The 18,448-nt window shown below is 70.9% G+C and carries 18 protein-coding genes; 4 read left to right on the plus strand and 14 right to left on the minus strand.

Features of this window, described 5'->3' with window-relative positions; all coding sequences use genetic code 11:
• Positions 1-29 precede the first annotated feature (29 nt).
• Positions 30-341 (plus strand): hypothetical protein, encoded by a 312-nt coding sequence (locus tag OG787_RS49070; protein WP_369031649.1) that lies wholly within the window; start codon positions 30-32, stop codon positions 339-341.
• Between the two features lie 17 nt (positions 342-358).
• Complete coding sequence (locus OG787_RS49075; protein ID WP_405539962.1) at positions 359-1,090, plus strand: enoyl-CoA hydratase-related protein; 732 nt, start codon at positions 359-361, stop codon at positions 1,088-1,090.
• A gap of 140 nt (positions 1,091-1,230) precedes the next feature.
• On the opposite strand, the gene OG787_RS49080 is transcribed toward OG787_RS49075, so the two are convergent.
• From OG787_RS49080 to OG787_RS49090, 3 genes are all read right to left on the minus strand, one after another.
• Complete coding sequence (locus OG787_RS49080) at positions 1,231-1,695, minus strand: hypothetical protein (RefSeq protein ID WP_405539963.1); 465 nt, start codon at positions 1,693-1,695, stop codon at positions 1,231-1,233.
• 73 nt (positions 1,696-1,768) lie between these two features.
• Positions 1,769-3,322, minus strand: coding sequence for a DUF4157 domain-containing protein (locus tag OG787_RS49085; protein WP_405539964.1), 1,554 nt, complete (start codon positions 3,320-3,322; stop codon positions 1,769-1,771).
• Between the two features lie 232 nt (positions 3,323-3,554).
• On the minus strand, positions 3,555-4,508 hold the full coding sequence (locus OG787_RS49090) for an enoyl-CoA hydratase/isomerase family protein (protein ID WP_405539965.1): 954 nt from the start codon (positions 4,506-4,508) through the stop codon (positions 3,555-3,557).
• A gap of 49 nt (positions 4,509-4,557) precedes the next feature.
• On the opposite strand from OG787_RS49090, the gene OG787_RS49095 reads away from it, so the two are divergent.
• Positions 4,558-5,574, plus strand: coding sequence for a CoA transferase (locus OG787_RS49095; RefSeq protein ID WP_405539966.1), 1,017 nt, complete (start codon positions 4,558-4,560; stop codon positions 5,572-5,574).
• Complete coding sequence (locus OG787_RS49100; protein ID WP_405539967.1) at positions 5,568-6,866, plus strand: amidohydrolase family protein; 1,299 nt, start codon at positions 5,568-5,570, stop codon at positions 6,864-6,866. Before OG787_RS49095 ends, OG787_RS49100 begins: the two co-directional genes overlap by 7 nt.
• Positions 6,867-6,938: 72 nt before the next feature.
• Here OG787_RS49100 and OG787_RS49105 read toward each other — a convergent pair whose 3' ends face one another.
• The 11 genes from OG787_RS49105 to OG787_RS49155 all read right to left on the minus strand — a co-directional run bounded on the left by OG787_RS49105 (position 6,939) and on the right by OG787_RS49155 (position 18,439).
• Positions 6,939-7,709 carry an SDR family NAD(P)-dependent oxidoreductase gene (locus OG787_RS49105; protein ID WP_405539968.1) on the minus strand — a complete coding sequence of 257 codons (771 nt, stop codon included), beginning with the start codon at positions 7,707-7,709 and terminating at the stop codon, positions 6,939-6,941.
• A 14-nt stretch (positions 7,710-7,723) separates the two neighbouring features.
• Positions 7,724-8,872 carry an acyl-CoA dehydrogenase family protein gene (locus OG787_RS49110; protein ID WP_405539969.1) on the minus strand — a complete coding sequence of 383 codons (1,149 nt, stop codon included), beginning with the start codon at positions 8,870-8,872 and terminating at the stop codon, positions 7,724-7,726.
• 11 nt (positions 8,873-8,883) lie between these two features.
• The gene (locus OG787_RS49115; RefSeq protein WP_405539970.1) at positions 8,884-10,029 is read right to left on the minus strand and encodes a thiolase family protein; all 1,146 of its coding nucleotides are present in this window, start codon (positions 10,027-10,029) and stop codon (positions 8,884-8,886) included.
• A complete protein-coding gene (locus OG787_RS49120; protein WP_405539972.1) occupies positions 10,029-10,880 on the minus strand; it encodes an enoyl-CoA hydratase/isomerase family protein in 852 nt (283 codons plus the stop codon). The genes OG787_RS49115 and OG787_RS49120 overlap by 1 nt, the downstream gene beginning before the upstream one ends.
• Positions 10,877-12,091 (minus strand): CaiB/BaiF CoA transferase family protein, encoded by a 1,215-nt coding sequence (locus OG787_RS49125; protein ID WP_405539973.1) that lies wholly within the window; start codon positions 12,089-12,091, stop codon positions 10,877-10,879. Before OG787_RS49125 ends, OG787_RS49120 begins: the two co-directional genes overlap by 4 nt.
• Before the next feature lies 1 nt (position 12,092).
• Positions 12,093-13,682: a FadD3 family acyl-CoA ligase gene (locus OG787_RS49130; protein ID WP_405539974.1), complete on the minus strand. Its 1,590-nt coding sequence runs from the start codon at positions 13,680-13,682 to the stop codon at positions 12,093-12,095.
• A gap of 26 nt (positions 13,683-13,708) precedes the next feature.
• On the minus strand, positions 13,709-14,863 hold the full coding sequence (locus OG787_RS49135; RefSeq protein ID WP_369031637.1) for an acyl-CoA dehydrogenase family protein: 1,155 nt from the start codon (positions 14,861-14,863) through the stop codon (positions 13,709-13,711).
• Positions 14,860-15,846 carry an acyl-CoA dehydrogenase family protein gene (locus OG787_RS49140; protein WP_405539975.1) on the minus strand — a complete coding sequence of 329 codons (987 nt, stop codon included), beginning with the start codon at positions 15,844-15,846 and terminating at the stop codon, positions 14,860-14,862. Before OG787_RS49140 ends, OG787_RS49135 begins: the two co-directional genes overlap by 4 nt.
• Before the next feature lie 6 nt (positions 15,847-15,852).
• The gene (locus OG787_RS49145) at positions 15,853-16,647 is read right to left on the minus strand and encodes an enoyl-CoA hydratase/isomerase family protein (protein WP_369031635.1); all 795 of its coding nucleotides are present in this window, start codon (positions 16,645-16,647) and stop codon (positions 15,853-15,855) included.
• Positions 16,648-16,810: 163 nt separating this feature from the next.
• Complete coding sequence (locus tag OG787_RS49150; protein ID WP_369031634.1) at positions 16,811-17,581, minus strand: FadR/GntR family transcriptional regulator; 771 nt, start codon at positions 17,579-17,581, stop codon at positions 16,811-16,813.
• A gap of 90 nt (positions 17,582-17,671) precedes the next feature.
• Entirely contained in the window at positions 17,672-18,439 is a 768-nt protein-coding gene (locus OG787_RS49155) for an SDR family NAD(P)-dependent oxidoreductase (protein ID WP_369031633.1), read from the minus strand.
• Between the last annotated feature and the right edge of the window lie 9 nt (positions 18,440-18,448).

Below are 18,448 nucleotides of genomic sequence, written 5' to 3' on the forward strand. Positions count from 1 at the left end.
CGACCGACAGTCCGAAAGGGAACCCGGCCATGACCACCCCGGCAACGACGCTGCGCCCCGGCGACCAGCTCGCCAGCACCGCCTGTGGCACCCGCGTGGTCGTGATCCGGGCCCCGGCCGACGCGCAACCCCGACTCACCTGCGCGGGCGCGCATATGGTCCCCGCGGCCTCCGCACCACAGACCAAGGACCCGGGCTCGGGCACGGTCATCGGCAAACGGTACGTGGACGCCACGGGCACCCTCGAACTGCTCTGCACCGCCTCCGGAGCGGGCGAACTGGCCTGCGACGGTACCCCGATGACCATCAAGGCGGCCAAGCCGCTGCCCGCGTCCGACTGAACCGAACGGGAGTTGTCATGCCGCAGGACGAGCTGGTCCTGACCGAACGGGTGGGCAACGTCCTCGTGGCCACGATGAACCGGCCCGAGGCGCGAAACGCCCTGAACCCAGAGCTGCTTCAAGACCTGTCGGCGGTACTGAAGGAGGCGGACGCCGACCCGGCGGTGAGAGCGATCGTCCTCACCGGGGCGGGCCCGGCTTTCTGCGCCGGCATGGACCTGAAGGCGTTCGCGCGAGGGGCGCGCTTCGACGGCCTGAGCTGGTTCTACCGCGACGGCGTGGCCACCCCGGTGGTCGCGGCCCTCAACGGCTCTGCGGTGGCCGGCGGCTTCGAACTGGCCCTGGCCTGCGACCTGGTGGTCGCCGCAGACACCGCGTCCCTCGGCATCGCCGAGGTCAAACGCGGCCTCTTCGCGGCGGGCGGCGCCACGACCCTCGCCGACCGCATCCCGCTCGCCGTCGCCCTGGAGATGGGCCTCACGGGGGAGCTGATCACGGCGGTCAGGGCACGGGAGATCGGCCTGGTGAACCGCGTCGTCCCGGCCGACGCCGTGCGTGCGGAGGCGCTGACCCTAGCCGAACAGATAGCACGGAACGGCCCGTTGGGCGTGACGATGACCAAGAAGCTGATGCGGGAACGCCGTTGGGCCGAACCGGCGGAGATCGAGGCGGTGTTCCGCAGCGCGGACGCGACGGAGGGGGCAAGGGCGTTCGCGGAGCGCAGGACGCCGACGTGGACCGGGAGGTGACGGGCGGCGCGGGGCCCTTGTCCGGCCAGGCCACTTCGGCCTGTGCGACCGGCACGGTGAGCACCCGCGCACAGATGCCGTGGATGGCTCACATCCGCAACCGCTTGTAAACGCCTTCCCTCGGGATCCTCCCGGGGCCCTCAGCCGTACGCCGCCGTGTCCCACTCCCGCCCCGGGGTGGTTCCCGACAACCAGGACAGGTCGGCAAGCCGGATCTCCAGCACCACGGACGGGACCCGGTCTGGGTCCTGCCACAGTGCGCTCCAGGCGTCCAGGAAGGCGGCCTGCCAGGCGGTGGCGTCGGCCGGGTCGAGCCCGCGTGCGCGCAGGTCGGCCTCGACGGCCCGCCGGGCCGCGCCCTCGTCGAAGGGCAGACGGTACCGGGCGGTCATGGAGACCGCCGCGATCACCCGGTCCGCGTACGCGGCGAGCGCGACCGGGTCCCAGTAGGCTCCCGGCCCGGCCTCGCGGTACAGCCGTTCGGGGTCGGTGTCGGCCAGCAGCCGCATCGCGAAGGCGGCGGACGCGGACGGCTCCCCGGCGTCGGGGTGGACCGCCGACAGGGTCAGCTCGACGGTGTCGCCGCTCACGCGACTGACGCGCACCCGCCACAGACTCGCCAACGAAGGCTCCCTTCCTCGTGACTGCGGCCGCCCTTCCTGTGAAGGCGGCCACCCGTCAGGTGGTGATTCTGCCGGTGCCGATCAGATTGGCCAGGGTGGCCAGCTGCCTGTCGTTGCCGATGCTCTCGGAGAACGTGACGGAACCTCGCGGGCGGGACTTCATCTGCGAGAACGCGTGGATCACGGACTCCGTGGCCCCCAGGTCAGCCGCCGCGTTCACCTCCCGTTGGAACTCCCCGTTGCGGTTGCCGCCCGTGGCGATCGACTGGAGGAAGGCGACGTCGTCCGCGTCCCACTTTCGGTTCGCGGTGATCTGCTTCAGGTCCGGGAGGGTCATGGTGGCGGCGGCCAGCGCCTGGCCGAAGTAGGTCGGCTGAGGGTCTGTGAAGGGGAACGGGAGCGCGGCGGCGAGGACCTGCCAGGTCCCGGCAGTGGGGTCGTACCGCTTGAAGTGAACGGTGAGAGACCGGACGAAGTACGGGGCGAAGGACTGCTGGTACGCCGAGGTCTGGGCGTTGGCCGTCCCGTAGTCCACGTCGACGCCGAAGTAGACGTAGTGCCGCGGAGCGTTCGCCGCCAGGGTGGCGTTCGCGGTCGCCACGCTGTTCAGCTCCTTCTTCAGCGCACTCTCGATGCTGGCCTCGTACTGGCTGTTGTCGCGCTTGGAGGCGGGCACCAGGTTGTTCAGCGTTCCGGGACCGCCCGCCTGCATGTTGATGAGATGGAAGCGGATCCAGAAGTTCGTCAGACCGAGCTGGCGGATGTAGGTGTAGCCGGTGGGGTCGACGGCCGGGGGTGAGCCGATCAGCGAGCCGTCGCTCATCATCTCGATGGACGTCGTCCGGCCCAGGGCGTCCACGACGGGGTAGATGAACCGGTTCTGCGGAACGGCGTTCGTGTTGTAGGCGACGCGCTGGACCTGCCGCCGCCGGCCGGAACCCCCCTGTTCGGAAGCGTGCGCCGCCCCCTCCTGGGAATCGGCGCTCAGCTGCACGGGAACGGGCCCCGACATCACCCGGGCGGCGTTGGCCTCGGCGGCCCGCTCGAAGGCGTCGCCGGGATCGCTGACCCGCAGTCCGTCGCCGGTGTCGCTGCCCGCGACGGGGCCGCTGCGCTGCTGGATCACATGGGTCAGCTCATGGGCCAGGGTGTGCTTGTCGCCGCCGCCCTCGCCGATGACCACATGGCTGCCGGAGGTGTAGGCACGGGCCCCGAGCTGGGTGGCCGACCGTCGGGCGGCACTGTCGTCGTGCACACGTACGTCGCCGAAGTCGGCGTCGAGCCGGGCCTCCATCTCCTGCCGCAGCGGCGCGTCCAGCGGACGGCCCCCGCTGCGCAGCACCGCGTCGACCTCGGGAGCGCGCTGGACGGCCGTGCCGCCCGAGTGCCCGCAGCCCGGGCCGTGTTCATGCCGTTCGTCGGCGACGAGCTGGGCCAGCGCCCGGTTGCCCACCGTCCGCTGGAGGACGGCGAGAGCTGCGGGCGACATCCCGCCGACACGGCCCAAGTCGGCACCGGCGTGCACGACGGCCGACCGGACGGCCGCCGGACGCAGGCCCCGCTCCTGCCGCGGCCCCTGAGCCTGCGTGTCCTGCTCCCGCGCCCGCATCGCTGCTCTCCTTAGCCCTCGGCCATGCACAATCTCCACCATGTTTCCGTCCGTACGGCCCGGACGCGAGGGCTGTAGGGGCAGACTTGGGAGCAACGTTTCCGTCCGGCGGGGTGTGGCGGCGCGAAGCGCGCCCCTAGGGGCGCGGGGCTGTGTCGATATGCGGCTCCGCCGCGGGGCGCGACCAGCCACGATGGCGCCGCAGCCTCAATACAACCCTCCGCGCGGAGCGCTACTCACCCTCCACAACCTCGTCGACCAACCCCCACCGAAGCGCCTCCCCAACCCCCAACGCCACCCCCGACAACGCCAGATACGCCGTACGCTCCCGCCCCACCCGCAACGGCAGACTCGCCGTACCCCCCGCCCCCGGAATCAACCCCATCCCCACCTCGGGCAGCCGAATCACCGTGTCCGGCGCAGCCACCACCCGCCCCGCGAACGCGGTCAGCTCGATCCCCGCCCCCACACACGCACCGTGTAGATGCGCGATCACGCGCCCACCGCACCGCTGAAGCAGCGCGGCCGGACTGCGCTGCACGCGCACGAGATGCGCCTGCGCGGGATCCCTTGCCGTGCCGAACTCGCTGAGGTCCCCGCCGGCGCAGAAGGCGGGCCCGCTGCCGTACAGGTCGACCCGAGTGATCGACGGGTCGGCGACAGCGACCTCCAGCGCCTCGCACAAGGCGTCCCGCGTACCCGCGTCCATGGCGTTGCGGGCCTGCGGCCGGTCGAGGGTGATGGCGAGCCGGTCACCGTCCCGGCTCAGCAGCACCGGCGCCGGGGAGGGGCGCGGCACACGAGCGGGTGCCGAGTCCAGCCACGTACGGAAGACGGCCGACCCCTGGAGCGTCGAATAGGCGAGCGACTCGGCCACGAGACGGTCGGGCGGCGCCAGCGCCGGACCCATCCGCAGCACCTGCATCAGGGCGACGGAGGCTGCCGGACGCTCCGCGACGATCTCCGCGAGCCGCTGAGCGGTGGCGTACGGGTCGGCGCAGCTCACCCAAGGGCGGGGCGGATCGGGGTCGGCGGTGAGGAGGATGTCGAAGTCACCGTCGGCCTCAACAGGCTTCTCCGCGACGCCCACGAGCACCTGCCCGGCCACTCCCGCCGTCCCCAGGCCGGGATCCGGACGCGGTGCACCGTCGAGGTCGACGAGGACGAAGGGGGAGTCCAAGGTCACGGGCGGAGTGTAATTTGGGGCCACCTCGGAAGAGAAGGGCGTTTGACCATTGGAGAACGACGCTCTCGCCGCGCTGGTGGGGCCGTGGATGGAGTCGGTCGAGCCGCATCTGCCCCCGCTGACCTCGGTCGCGAAGGAGTTCACCGCTCTCACGGGCGTGCCCGTCGACCTGCCCACAGCCCTCTTTCTCCGCGCCCACCTGACCGGTCACGCCCTCCCCGCCAGAACCTCGGCCGGTGGTTCGTGCCACCTCCTCGAAGCGTCCGACGGCTGGACCGCCGTGAACCTCGCCCGCCCCGACGACCTGGCATCCGTACCGGCTCTCGTCGCACTCCTGTCCGGATCGGAGGGTGAACCACTCCCCGAGGTGGCCAGCCGGTCGACGGCCGCCGAAGTGGCGGCGAAAGCGCAACTTCTCGGGATCGCGGCCGCGGAACACGCCTCGGCGAGCGGGCCTCCCGTACGGGCAGAGCACCTCGGCGAGCGACGCGTACGCGACCCAGCAGCTCTCCGCGTCGTCGACCTGTCGGCCCTCTGGGCGGGCCCCCTGTGCGCACGCCTCCTCGGCCTGGCGGGCGCCCAGGTCGTGAAGGTGGAGAGCACGACCCGACCGGACGGCGCCCGCGCCGGATCGCCCGCCTTCTACCGCTGGCTGCACGGCGGTCACGACAGCCTGGTGCTGGACTTCGCCTCGGGCGCGCTCGCCGAGGTGATCGCCGGGGCCGACATCGTCATCGAGGCCTCCAGGGCGCGGGCGCTGCGCCGGCTCGGGGTCCACGCGGAGGAGTTCCTCGCCGCCCGTCCGGGCCGGGTCTGGGTGAGCATCACCGGGTACGGCAGGGACGACGACCGCATCGCGTTCGGCGACGACGCCGCCGTCGCGGGCGGTTTGACCGGCCTCGACGCACACGGCGACCCCGTCTTCATCGGCGACGCGCTAGCCGACCCGGTCACCGGCATCTACGCCGCCCACGCCACGGCCCACTCCCTAGCCACCGGAGGCGGGGAACTGCTGAGCCTCTCCATGTCGGCCTGCGCCGCGTCCCTGGTCCCGTCGCCGTGCTGATCAGAAACGTCGAGGTCGCGGGTGCGGGCGAGGTGGACGTACGCATCCGGGACGGGCGGATCGCGGAGATCGGACAGCGGCTCGACGCGAGAACCGAGCCCGACGCCCTCGACGGACGCGGCGGCGCCCTGCTGCCCGGCCTCCACGACCACCACATACACCTCGCGGCGCTGGCCGCCGACGCCGCGTCCGTCAGAGTCGGCCCGGCGGACGTCACCGGCCGGGACGGACTGGCCGCCGCGCTGCGCGGCGGGGCGCCCAACGGCTGGGTACGGGCCGTCGGCTATCACGAGAGCGTCGCGGGCGAACTCGACCGACGGGTCCTCGACGCCCTCGCACCGGACCGGCCGGTCCGCGTCCAGCATCGGACCGGCGCACTGTGGGTCTGGAACAGCGCGGCGTTGCGGGCGGCCGGCCTGGACACGGAAGCGGGGTCGGCGTCCGGCGACGGGCGGTTCTGGCGGGAGGACGAGCGACTGCGCGGCTTCGTACCGCCCGTGCGGCTGGACCTGGAGGGCGTGGGGCGCAGGGCGGCGGCGCTCGGCGTCACGGGGTTCACCAACGCCGATCCGCATCCGGCTGACGGCCTCCTCGACCTGCTGTCGGTGCTCCCGCAGCGACTGCTCGTCATGACGGTCGACGCGCCCGTGAAGCTGCTGCTCGACGACGCCACCCTGCCCGCACCGGCCGAACTCGCCGCCAGGATCGCCTCGTTGAGGCCACGGCCGGTCGCCGTCCACTGTGTGACCCGGGTGCAACTACTGGTGACCCTCCTCGCCCTGGACGAGGCCGGTCCGGTCGACGGCGACCGTATCGAGCACGCGTCCGTCGTCCCGGCCGAGACGATCCCCTGGATCGAGCACCTCGGCGTGACGGTCGTGACCCAGCCACACTTCCCCGCCGAACGAGGCCACGCCTACGCCACCGACGTGGACCCCGACGACCGCCCCCACCTCTACCGCTGCCGCACCCTCGCCGACGCGGGCATCCCCCTGGCCGCAGGCACCGACGCCCCGTACGGAACCCACGACCCGTGGGCGGTCATGCGGGCTGCCGTCGAACGCACCGGGGGAGAGGCCCTGTACCCGGAAACGGCCCTGAACCTCTTCACCGGCGAGCCCCAGCACCCGGCCAGGGCAAGGAGATTGACGGTAGGCGCGACAGCAGACCTGTGCCTGCTCCACGTACCCTTGTGGGAGGCACTGGACGTACTCTCGGCAGACACCGTAAGGGCGGCGTTCGTCGGGGGCCGACGCATCACCGTCCCAGGGAAGGGCGAAGCCCGCCTTTAGGGGCGCGGGGCTGTATCGATCTGCGGCTCCGCCGCGGGGCGCGACCAGCCACGACGGCGCCGCGCGGACCACTCAGACGCTGTACCCCCCATCCACCCCCAACGCCTGCCCCGTAATAAACCCCGCCCGCTCCGAAGCCAGAAACACCACCGCCTCCGCGACATCCGTCGCACCCCCGAACCGCCGCAACGGAATATTGCGCCGAGTGACAGCAAGAGCCGCCTCGTCCAGTTCCCCAGTGGCGATCAGCCGGGCAGCGATCCCGTCATTGAGCATCCCGGGCGCAACGCAGTTGACCCGCACCCCATACCGCCCCTCCTCCGCCGCAAGCGCCCGAGCAACCGCCTCGACGGCCCCCTTCGTGCCCGAGGACAACCCGTCCCGCACCGGGAAGCGACGCGTGGCCACCGTCGTCACGGCCACGATGCTGCCGCGCGTCTCCCGCAACCTCGGCAGCGCGGGATGGACCAGATTGAAGAACGCCCCGGCATCCGCGTCGAGTTGGGCACGGTACTCGCCCGGCGTCACCCTGCTGAGATGCCTCATCGGTACGTGTGGACCGGCCGCGTACACGACTGTGTGCAGCCCTCCGAACGCCTCGCAGGCCTCGGCCACCGCCTCCGCTGTCGCCGACTCGTCCCCCAAGTCCAGCCGCAGCGCCAGGACTTGACGGCCGTAGGCCTTCACCTCACCGGTGAGCGACTCCGCCGCAGCCGCGTTGGCGCGATAGGTGAACGCCACGTCACTGCCCCGCTGGGCCAGCATCCGGACGATCTCCGCACCGATGCCCCCGGTGCCACCGGCGACGAACGCGGCGCCCGTCCGCCCCTCGAAATCCGCCATCCCGAACTCCGGCATCACAGTCCCAACGACTTGGCGATGATGACCTTCATGACCTCGCTCGTGCCGGCGTAGATACGCGTGATGCGCGCGTCCGTGTAGAGCCGGGCGATCGGATACTCCTGCATATAGCCGTATCCGCCGAAGAGTTGAAGGCAACGGTCGACGGCTCGCGCCTGCATCTCCGTGCAGAACAGCTTGACCTTTGCCGCGTCCGCGCCGGACAGCTCGTCGTCGACGAGTTCGAGTACCGCCCGGTCCAGCATCGTCTGTGCCGCCTCCAACTCGGCGGCCACGGCTGCCAGTTCGAATTTGGTGTTCTGGAAATCGGCGACCGGCTTCCCGAAGACCTTGCGCTCCTTCACGTACTCGACCGTCGTGTCGAGTGCGGCCCGCGCCTGCGCGACCGAGCCGACCGCCACGGTCATCCGCTCCTGCGGCAGGTTGTGGCCGAGGTAGCCGAAGGCGGCGCCTTCCTCGCCGAGCCGGTTGGCGACCGGGACGCGGACGTCGTCGAAGGCCAGCTCGACCGTGTCCTGCACCCTGATGCCCATCTTCTTGAGGACCCGGCCCCGGGTGAACCCCGGCATACCGTCCTCGACGACCAGCAGGGTCAGCCCGGCGCGCCGGTTGTCGGGATCGGTGGCCGTCCGTGCCACCACGACCACCAGATCGGCGAGCAGCCCGCCCGTGATGAACGTCTTCGCCCCGTTGAGGACGTACGAGTCGCCGTCCCGTACGGCGGTCGTCCTGATGCCCGCGAGGTCGGAGCCCGTGCCGGGTTCCGTCATGGCGACGGCCGTGAGCAGCTTGCCCGCGGCGAGGCCGGGGAACCAGCGGGCGCGCTGCTCCTGGTCGGCATAGGTGAGGAAGTAGGGGAGTACGACGTCGAGTTGGGTGCGTACCGTGCCCAGGGTGACGAGCGCGCGGGCCGCCTCCTCCTGGAGGACCACGTTGTAGCGGTAGTCGTCGAGACCCGCCCCGCCGAACTCCTCGGGCACGGACATGCCCAACAGGCCCAGCGAGCCGAGCTGTTCGAAGAGTTCGCGGGGCAGCCGCCCGGCCTCCTCCCAGTCGGCGTAGTACGGGACGACCTCGTTCGCGACGAAGTCCCGGACGAGCCCGCGGAACGCCTCGTGGTCGGGCGTGAAGATGTCTCGGCGCACAACTGCTCCCGTCAGGAGGCGAGTTCGACGAGGGTGGCGTTGGCTGTGCCGCCGCCCTCGCACATGGTCTGGAGGCCGTAGCGCAGGCCGCGTTCCCGCATGTGGTGGATCATGCGGGTCATCAGGACCGCGCCGGACGCCCCGAGCGGATGCCCGAGGGCGATGGCCCCGCCCAGCGGATTGAGCAGCGACGGATCGGCGCCCGTCTCGGCGAGCCAGGCCAGCGGTACGGGCGCGAAGGCCTCGTTCACCTCGAACACCCCGACCTCGGACCGACCGACGCCCGCCTTCCGCAGCACCCGCTCGGTCGCGGGGATCGGCCCGGTCAGCATGAGCACCGGGTCGGAACCGACGACCACACCCGCGCGGTACCGCACGAGCGGCGCCAGGCCCAGCTCGCGCGCCTTCTCGGGCGTCGTCACGAGCAGGGCGGCGGCGCCGTCGGAGATCTGGGAGGCGTTGCCCGCGTGGATCACACCGTCGTCCTGGAAGGCGGGCTTGAGCTTCGCCAGGCTCTCCACGCTGGTCCCTCGCCGTACGCCCTCATCGGCACCCACGGTTTCCGCGCCGACGGACACCGGCACGATCTGCTCCTCGAACACCCCGGAGTCCAGGGCAGCCGCAGCCCGCTCGTGCGAGAGCGCGGCGAACTCGTCGACCTGCGTCCGCGTGAACCCCCACTTCTGGGCGATCCTCTCGGCGGACACCCCTTGGTTGAACGAGAAGTCGTCGTAACGCGCGAGGACTTGGGGCCCGTACGGCATCCCGGAGGCCCGCGCCGAGCCCAGCGGAACCCGGCTCATCACCTCGACCCCGCCCGCCACCACGACGTCCTGCTGCCCCGACATCACGGCCTGCGCGGCGAAGTCCAGCGCCTGCTGACTCGACCCGCAGGCCCGGTTGACCGTCGTCCCCGGAATGCTCTCGGGCCAGCCCGCCGCGAGCACCGAGTAGCGGCCGATGTTGCTCGACTGGTCGCCGATCTGCGACACACACCCCCAGACGACATCGTCGACAACGCCGGGATCGATGCCCGTCCGCTCGGCGAGCGCACCCAGCACGACAGCCGACAGGTCGGCCGGGTGGACGCCCGCGAGGCCACCACCGCGCTTCCCCACAGGGGTGCGTACCGCCCCCACGATCACCGCTTCACGCACTACGGCCTCCTGACCGAAGGGGCGCCGGGCGCCGCCGAGTCGATCGCATCCGGGCCTCTCCCCGGCACCGCCCACCGCCCGTCGAAGAACGGCTCGCGCTTCTCCGTGAACGCCGAGAACGCCTCCGACACATCGGCCGTCGCGAAGTTGACCCCCTGGGCGCGCGCCTCGTTCGCGAGCGCGTCCCGCAGCGTCCGGTCGGCACCCTCGTTCAGCAGCGCCTTGGTCTGCGCGAGCGCGACGGGCGCACCCGCCACCAGCCGTGCCCCGAGACCGTCGACGAAGGCATCCACCTCATCGGCCTCCACCACCCACGTCACCAGCCCGAGGGCCCGCGCCTCCTCGGCACCGATCGTCTCGGCGAGCAGCGCGAGCCGCCTGGCCTGCTGCAACCCGACCAGCTTCGGCAGCAGCCAGGAGCCTCCGAGGTCCAGGGAGAGCCCGCGCCGCGCGAAGATCTGCGAGAACCGTGCATCCGGCGTGGCCACGACCAGATCGCAGCCGAGCGCGAGATTCCACCCCGCCCCGACCGCGACACCGGTCACCTTGGCGATCGTCGGCACCGGCAACTCGTGCAGCAGCAGGGCGACTTCGCTCAACGTCCGCATCCGGTACAGCGGATGGATGCTGCTGAGGCCCCCCGAGATGTCGGCACCGGAGCAGAACGCGCCCCCGGCCCCGGTGACCACCAGCGCCCGCACGGCACGATCACGCCCGGCGTCCGCCAACGCGTCCCGAAGCGCGTCCCACAACTCCGCGTCGATGGCGTTCTTCCGGTGCGGCCGATTCAGCGTCAACGTTCGTACGCCGTCCCGGTCGTCGCTCAGCAGCACGGGCTCACCGCCGCTCACCTCGCCCCGCCCCCACCCACGTCCTCACCCCGGTCGTCGATGCCCAACTCGGCGAGCACGGCGGCCGTGTGCTGCCCCAGCGCCGGAATTGCGCCCATCGGCGGCTCGTACCCCGAGATCACCGGCGGTGGCAGCAACGCGGAGATCGGCCCGTACGGCGTCTCGACCTCCCGCCACCGGTCCCGCGCCTTCAGATGCGGATGCGCGACCACTTCGCTCGGCTTGTTGAACCGCGAGTTGCCGATGCCGGCCGCGTCCGCGCTGCTCTGCACATACGCCAGCTCGTGCCGGGCGCACCAGGCGCTGATCTCGCCGTCCAGGACGGCACGATGGGCGACCCGACCGGGCGTCGTGGCGAACCGCTCGTCGTCCGCCAGATCGGGGCGGCCCAGCAACTCCCGTGCGAACCGCTGCCATTCACGGTCGTTCGTCGTCCCGAGAACGACGGTGTGACCGTCGGCCGTCGCGTACGCCCCGTACGGTGCCACCGCCGGGGACCCCATGCCCATGGGCTGCTGATCGACCCCCGAGTGCTGGGTGTACGTGAGCGGATAGCCCATCAACTCCGTCATGGTGTCGAACAGGGACACCGCGACCGACGCCGGACCGGTGCGCCGCCCGCGTCCCCGCTCGTACAGCAACGCCATGATGGACAGGGCCGCGTACAACCCCGCGCCCACATCGGCCATCGGCGGCCCGGGCTTGGCCGGCGCCCCGGCCAGACCGGTCACCGCGCACGCGCCCGCCTCGGCCTGGACCAGCAGGTCGTACGCCCGCTTGTGCGAGAGGGGCCCGCCAGGACCGTACCCGTCGATCTCGACCGCGATCAGCTCCGGATGCCGTACGGCCAAGTCGGCCGGGGCGATGCCCAGTTTGGCCGTGGTGCCGGGGGTGAGGTTGGAGACGAGGACGTCGGCGCGGTCGAGCAGGCGATGCAACACCGCCATTCCCCCAGGTGACTTGAGATCCAGGGCTACCGACTCCTTGCCCCGGTTGATCCACACGAAGTGCGCCGCGAGGCCGTTCACCACATCGTCGTAGTGCCGGGCGAAGTCGCCGCCCTTCGGGTTCTCCACCTTGATGACCCGTGCGCCGAAGTCGCCGAGCGTACGGGTGCAGATGGGGGCGGAGACGGCCTGCTCCAACGTCACCACCGTGATGCCGTCGAGCGGCCCGACCGTCCCGGCCGCGCCCGCTGCTTCGTCGTCCATGTCAGGCCTTCGCTTCGAAGCGGGCGCGCAACTCGTCCTTGAGGACCTTCTGGCTGGCGTTGCGCGGGAGTTGGTCGCTGAAGCGGACATGGCGCGGCACCTTGAAGTTGGCCATGTGCTCGCGCGCCCACTCGACGACAGCCTTCTCGCTGACCTCGTACCCCTGTCTCGGCACGACGAAGGCACAGCCGACCTCGCCGAGCCGCTCGTCGGGCACCCCGATCACGGCGACCTGCCCGATGGGCTCGTACGCCAGCAGCAGTTTCTCGATCTCGGCCGGATAGGCGTTGAATCCGCCGACGATGTACATCTCTTTCTTCCGGTCGACGATCGCGAGATTCCCGGACGCGTCGAGCCGCCCTATGTCCCCCGTGTGCAGCCACCCTTCACCGTCGATCGTCGCGGCGGTCGCCTCGGGGTCCTCCCAATAACCTCGGGTGACGTTGTATCCCCGTACGAGGATTTCGCCGTCCTGTTCCGCCGGGAGTTCCTGTCCCTCCTCGTCGACGATCCGCACCTCGACGTCCGGTATGACACGTCCGGTCGTGCGGGCCACCGTCTCCTCGGAATCCCCGATGCGTGTGGTCGTCACCAGCGCGGACGACTCGGTCAGCCCGTAGGCGCTCATCACGATGTCGAAGGACAACTCCGACTTCATGGCACGGATCAGCGACTCCGGAATGGTGGTTCCGCCCGTCATGGAAACGCGGAGCGAGGAAAGGTCGTGGTCGGATCGGTCGGGGTGGTTGATGAGGTCGTGGAAGATCGTGGGCGGGCCGAGGAGAATACTCACCCTCTCCCTGTCGATGATCTCCAGCGCCTGACCGGGGTTGAACAGGGCCATCGGAATGACCGTCACCCCGTGTATCAGGGAGGCCAGCCAGCCCGCCTTGTAGCCGAAGCAGTGGAAGAACGGCGGGATGACGAGGAAACTGTCGCCGCGCCTGAAGGTGTACTCCTCGGACATCCAGCCGTAGGCCCGCAGTGACTGGCCGTGGGTGAGGATGACGCCCTTGGGGTGGCCCGTCGTGCCGGACGTGAACATCACGTCGGAGATGTCGTCCGGGACGAGCCGCCCGATCGACTCCTCGGCCTCGGACGAGGCGACCGTCTCACCGGCCCGCAGGAATTCCGTCCAGGACAGATCCGCGGCACCCTGCGGACCGCGAATCGACACCGTCCTGCGCAGTGCCGGTAGGTCGGGGTCGTGTTTCAGCAGCTCGGCGATGTAGTCGGTGTCGAGGAAGGCGGACGCGAAAACCGCCTTCGCTCCCGACTTGCGCAGAATGTAGGAGATCTCACCCGCCTTGAAACGGGTGTTGAGCGGCACGACGACACCTCCCGCGCCCTGAATACCGAGCGCGGCGAAGATCCATTCCGCGGAATTGGGCGCGCAGAGTCCGACCCGGTCACCTTTCTCGACCCCCAACCCGATAGCAGCCCGCACTGCCTGCGTCATCCGCTCTTTCAGCTGGCGGAAACTCCACCGGCGGTCCCCGTCGATCAGCGCGATGTCGTCCCCGAAGCGCTCGGCGGCCACTCTGATGACGTTGGGAATGGTCAGCAGTTCTTCGTCGTATCGCAATCGCATCGAGAAGGCTCCAGGGGCTCCAGGGCTCAGGACTGGCCGGACTGGCCGGACGAAGAAAGACGCAGGACCCGTTTCGCGATGATGTTCCGCTGGATCTGGGAGGTACCGCCGTACACCGACGCGGCCCTGGAATAGAGGTACTCGCCGAATATCTCGCCGCCGTCCTCGGCCAGTTCCTCCGGGAACACCTTGAGCGCCGTCTCGTACAGACGCTGTTCGGCCCTCGTCATCAGGAGCTTGTCGATGGACGACTCGGGGCCGGCGGCCTGCCCGCTGAGGCGTTCGGCGGTCCGGCGCCGGGCATGCGCCACCAGGACCTCGTAGTCCACATAGCACTGCCCGATCTCGGAGCGCAGCCCGTCCGGGAGCGTGCCGGCCCGCTCCTGGGCGGTGGACCGAAGACGTTCGACGAGCAGGCCGTACTTCGACAGATGGCCGGTGTCGAGGGCGTTGCGCTCGTACGACACCGTCGTCATCGCCAGCGGCCAGCCGTCACCCTCGGCCCCGACCCGCTCGGAGTCCTCGATGCGGACGTCGTCGAGGAACAACTCGCAGAACTCGTCGTCCCCGTTGGCGGCCCGCAGCGGCCGTACGGTCACGCCCGCGCGCTCCAGAGGCAGCGCGAACGCCGTGATCGACCGGTGAGGCGAGCCCTCGCGGTCCGTACGGGCGAGGAGCAGACAGAAGTCGGAGTACTGGGCGTAGCTGGTCCAGAGCTTCTGGCCCCGGACGATGTAGTGGTCGTCCCGGCGTTCCGCGAAGGTGCTCATCCCGGCGAGGTCCGAGCCCGCGCCCGGCTCGCTGAACCCCTGGCACCACACATCGTCGCCCGCCAGCATCCTCGGCAGCATGCGCAGTTGCTGCTCCTCGGAGGCGAACTCCAGGAGAGCGTGGGCGAGATAGCCGATCCGGGGAACACCGGGTGCCCGGCAGGCCCCCAACTCGTCGCTGATCGCGACCTGATGAAGGGCTGTCAGACCACGACCGCCGTACCGCTCCGGCACATCGAGACCGACCCAGCCGCCGGAGTGCAGGAGTTGGTGCCAGCGGTGCAGGAAGACGGGGACCGGTTCGTCCAAGTGCCGTTCGGGGAGCGGGTGTTCGGCCAGCCAAGCGCGGAAGTCCGTCCGGAGCCGGTTCAGGTCGGCCGGGTCGCCGAAGTCCAGCGGGGTGTCGTTCATCGGGCCGCCCCCGGTTCTGCCGTCGGCTCCGGTTCGGCCAGCAACGTCAGCAGATCCGCCGTCGTGGCCAGTACCGTCGCGCCCACACGGATCTTGCGCAGATACAGGTGCGCGATGTGCTCCCACGTCTGCGCGATCCCGCCGAACACCTGCATACCGGCGTACACCGCCTCCAGCGCCGAGTTGTTCACCTCGGCCTTCGCGACCCGCGCGGCGGCCAGCGCCCGCTCCGGCGACTCGTGGTCGAGGCACCAGGCGGCGTACCGGGTCGCGCTCGCACAGCCCTCCACGAGCACGGTCGCGTCGGCGAGCAGATGCTGGACCGCCTGGAACGACCCGATCGGCCGCCCGTACTGGCTGCGCTCCCGCGCGTACTCCACGCCCTGCCCGACGAACGACCGTGCAGCGCCCACGAGTTCGGAGGCCACGACGATCAGCGCGTACGCCTGCCAGTGCCGGTGTCCGGCCGGGTCGAGCCGTCCGACCACGCGCTGCACGGGCCCCGCCGTATGGATCGTGCGCAGCAGGTCCACGCTCGGTGCCGCCCGCCCCAGCCCGGCCGCGGTCACCGTCCCGTCGGGGTACACGCACAGTGCCTCGTCCGCGCCCTCGCTGTCCCACGCGACGAGCGGGGAGGGACTCGCGTGGGGGAAGCGAAGGTCGCGGGCGAGGCCGATCGTCGGGGTCCTGCCCGGCGCCGCGGGTTTCCCCAGCAGCCGGAGCAGCTCCGGGGCGAGCAGGACCGTACCGAGGAGCGAGGTGGGCAGCGGCAGGCTGCCGTGCTCCTCGGCGAGCAGCGCGCACTCCTGCACGGTGGCGGCCGGGGGAGTGGACTGGCGGAGTTCGCCGAGGCCCAGCTCGGCCAGTGCCTCCTGCGCGGCGGCGCCGGCCGAGGGCTTCACGTCATCGGCGGAGCCCACGCGGAACCGGGCGGCGAACGACCGGAACAGATCGCGTACGAGCACGAACTCCTCGGTCTCCACGGGCTGTCACCCCCCGCCCTTGGACCGGCGTTCCGCCCGCGACGCCAGTTCGTCGATGATGCGGATGTGGTCCGGGCTGGTCATCGTGGCCCGCTCCGCCATGAGCGCCGCCTCCATACCGCCCCGGGTCGCCTGTTCCACCACGGCGGCCAGCGCCGCCTTCGTCGCGCGCAGCGCCTCCGGGGGCTGCGCCGCCAGCCGATGGGCCAGCGCCAGCGCCTCCTGGTGGAGGTCGGCGGACGGTACGACCCGGTTCGCCAGGCCGAGTTGGACCGCCGTCTCGGCGGGAATGCGGTCCCCGGTGAAGAGGTACTCCTTCACCCGGAGCAGACTCGTGAGCAGCGGCCAGAGGGTCACACCGCCGTCGCCGGCCACCAGGCCCACCGAGATGTGCGGGTCCGCGAGATAGGCGTCGTCGGCCATCAGTACCAGATCGCAGCCCAGCGCCAGGCTGCAACCCAGGCCTACCGCAGGGCCGTTGACCGCCGCGACGACGGGCAGCGGGAAGCGGATCATCTCCGTCTGGATCGTCCGGTCGAGACGGATCGACCGCTCCCGCAACTCGGCGTCGGTGTGATGGCGGCGCAGATGGTCGAAGTCCCCGCCCGCGCTGAACGCCCGTCCCGCGCCGGTGAGGACCACGGCCCTTGCCTTGGCGTCGTCGGCCAACTCCCGCCAGATCTCGGCGAGTCGGCGGTGCAGCTCCTCGGAGACCCCGTTGAGCCTGTCGGGCCTGTTCAGGGTGACGACCCGGACATCGCCGTCGGCGGTCACGGTCAGGACGGAACCGGCCTCGCCCATGCGCACCCTCTCCCTTGCCACTGGTCGGTCGACCTCGGATGCTAGTAAAGGTCAGACCGAAAGTGAAGAGTGTCGTTCACGCTGAATGGAAATATCATTCTCGCATGGGTGGGGGTCGGCTGGGGAGGGGTGGGACCACTCCCGCCTCGTGTACGAACCGATGTCAGTCGCTGTCCGCCTCGGGCAGTTCCACGCGCTGCCGCTGGTCCACCTCGGCCGCCGCCCGCGCGAACCCGCACACATGCCGGGTCATCCGCCGCATCGCCGCCGGCCCGTCCTGCGATCGGATCGCCTCGGTGATCCGCGCGTGGGCGCGAGCGGTGACCTCGCGGATCTCCGCGTCCATGAACTGGTCGATGTCCGTGGCGGCGTAGATCGACTGGGAGAGCGCGGTCATGAAGCCGATCAGCAGCTCGTTGTCGCCGGCCTTCGCCACGGCCGTGTGCCAGCGCACGTTGGCCCGCAGAAAGCGCGGGATGTCCTCGTCAGCCGCCACCAACTCGGCGTGCGCCGCGTCGAGTTCGGCGAGGTCGGCCGACGTACGCCGTTTCGCGGCCAGCGCTGCGCACGTCGGCTCGATCGCCTCGCGCGTCTCGTGCAGCGCCTCAAGCCGGATCTGTTGGCCCCGGATGACCAGCCGTACCGTGTTCGCCACCGACTCATGGCCCGGCCGGTGCACAAAGGCCCCGCCGCCGCGCCCCGGCCTGATCCGCACCAGCCGTTCGACCTCGAGGATGCGCAGCGCCTCGCGCACCGTCGCCCGGCTCAGCCCCGTCTGGTCGACCAGCTGACGCTCCGGCGGTAGCGCCATGCCCTCGACGAACTCGCCGGAGAGGATCCGCTCCCGCACCTCGGCGGCCAGCACGTCCGACGCCTTGGGCACCCTCACCACGTCGAAGCGCGGGTCACTGGCGGAATGTCCGGCGCTCTGCACGGGTTCAGGCCTCTCGTCGGTGGCTCTACTTCGGCCGGACCATTCAATACGGACCCGTGCGGCCTGTCACATGACATCTCGGCCCGCCCGTCACATGACCAGGCCCCCGTCCACCGGCAGCACCTGCCCGGTGATGAACGACGCGGCGTCCGAGGCGAGGAAGACGAAGGAACCCGCGATCTCCTCGGGCGCCGCCCAGCGGCCCAGCGGGATGCGCGCGAGCATCGGGGCCGCGAACTTCTCGTTGGTGCGGATCGTCTCCGTCATCGGCGTCGCGGCGAGCGGCGCCAGCGCGTTCACCAGGATCTGCCGGCGCGCCAGTTCACGCGCCAGCGACTTCGTGAACCCGATGATGCCCGCCTTCGCGGCGGAGTAGTTCACCTGCCCGAGCGTCCCGACGAGACCGGCCGACGACGTGACGTTGATGATCCGCCCCCTGCCGTCCTCCGGGAGGAACGGCAGCGCGGCCTGTGAGCAGTGGAAGGTCCCCATCAGATGGATGTCGACGATCCGCCGGAAGGAGTCCTCCTCCAGCTTGTCGAACATGGCGGGCGCGGTGACTCCCGCGTTGTTGACGACGATGTGCAGTGTCCCGCCCGCCAGTTGGGCCGCCCGCGCCACTGCGGCATCGGCGGCGGACCGGTCCCGTACGTCGAGAGCGGCACTGTCCGCCGTCAACCCGGCGGCGGAGATCTTCCCGGCGACGGCGGCAGCCGCGTCCCCGTCCACGTCCGTCACCAGCACGGCGGCACCGGCACGGGCGAGCGCCTGGGCGACGGCCGCACCGATTCCGCCCGCGGCCCCCGTGACCAGCGCCGACCGGCCGGTGAGATCGAACAGCCCGTTGTTGTCGCTCATGACCTGCTC

Source organism: Streptomyces sp. NBC_00075, assembly GCF_045041225.1.
GTDB classification, from domain to species: domain Bacteria; phylum Actinomycetota; class Actinomycetes; order Streptomycetales; family Streptomycetaceae; genus Streptomyces; species Streptomyces adonidis.

Excerpts from the sequence above, each read along its gene's own strand:
- OG787_RS49075 (WP_405539962.1), top strand. The coding sequence starts at position 359 with ATGCCGCAGGACGAGCTGGTCCTGACCGAACGGGTGGGCAACGTCCTC.
- OG787_RS49085 (WP_405539964.1), bottom strand. The coding sequence starts at position 3,322 with ATGCGGGCGCGGGAGCAGGACACGCAGGCTCAGGGGCCGCGGCAGGAG.
- OG787_RS49105 (WP_405539968.1), bottom strand. The coding sequence starts at position 7,709 with ATGGCGGATTTCGAGGGGCGGACGGGCGCCGCGTTCGTCGCCGGTGGC.
- OG787_RS49125 (WP_405539973.1), bottom strand. The coding sequence starts at position 12,091 with ATGGACGACGAAGCAGCGGGCGCGGCCGGGACGGTCGGGCCGCTCGAC.
- OG787_RS49145 (WP_369031635.1), bottom strand. The coding sequence starts at position 16,647 with ATGGGCGAGGCCGGTTCCGTCCTGACCGTGACCGCCGACGGCGATGTC.
- OG787_RS49135 (WP_369031637.1), bottom strand. The coding sequence starts at position 14,863 with ATGAACGACACCCCGCTGGACTTCGGCGACCCGGCCGACCTGAACCGG.
- OG787_RS49070 (WP_369031649.1), top strand. The coding sequence starts at position 30 with ATGACCACCCCGGCAACGACGCTGCGCCCCGGCGACCAGCTCGCCAGC.
- OG787_RS49130 (WP_405539974.1), bottom strand. The coding sequence starts at position 13,682 with ATGCGATTGCGATACGACGAAGAACTGCTGACCATTCCCAACGTCATC.
- OG787_RS49155 (WP_369031633.1), bottom strand. The coding sequence starts at position 18,439 with ATGAGCGACAACAACGGGCTGTTCGATCTCACCGGCCGGTCGGCGCTG.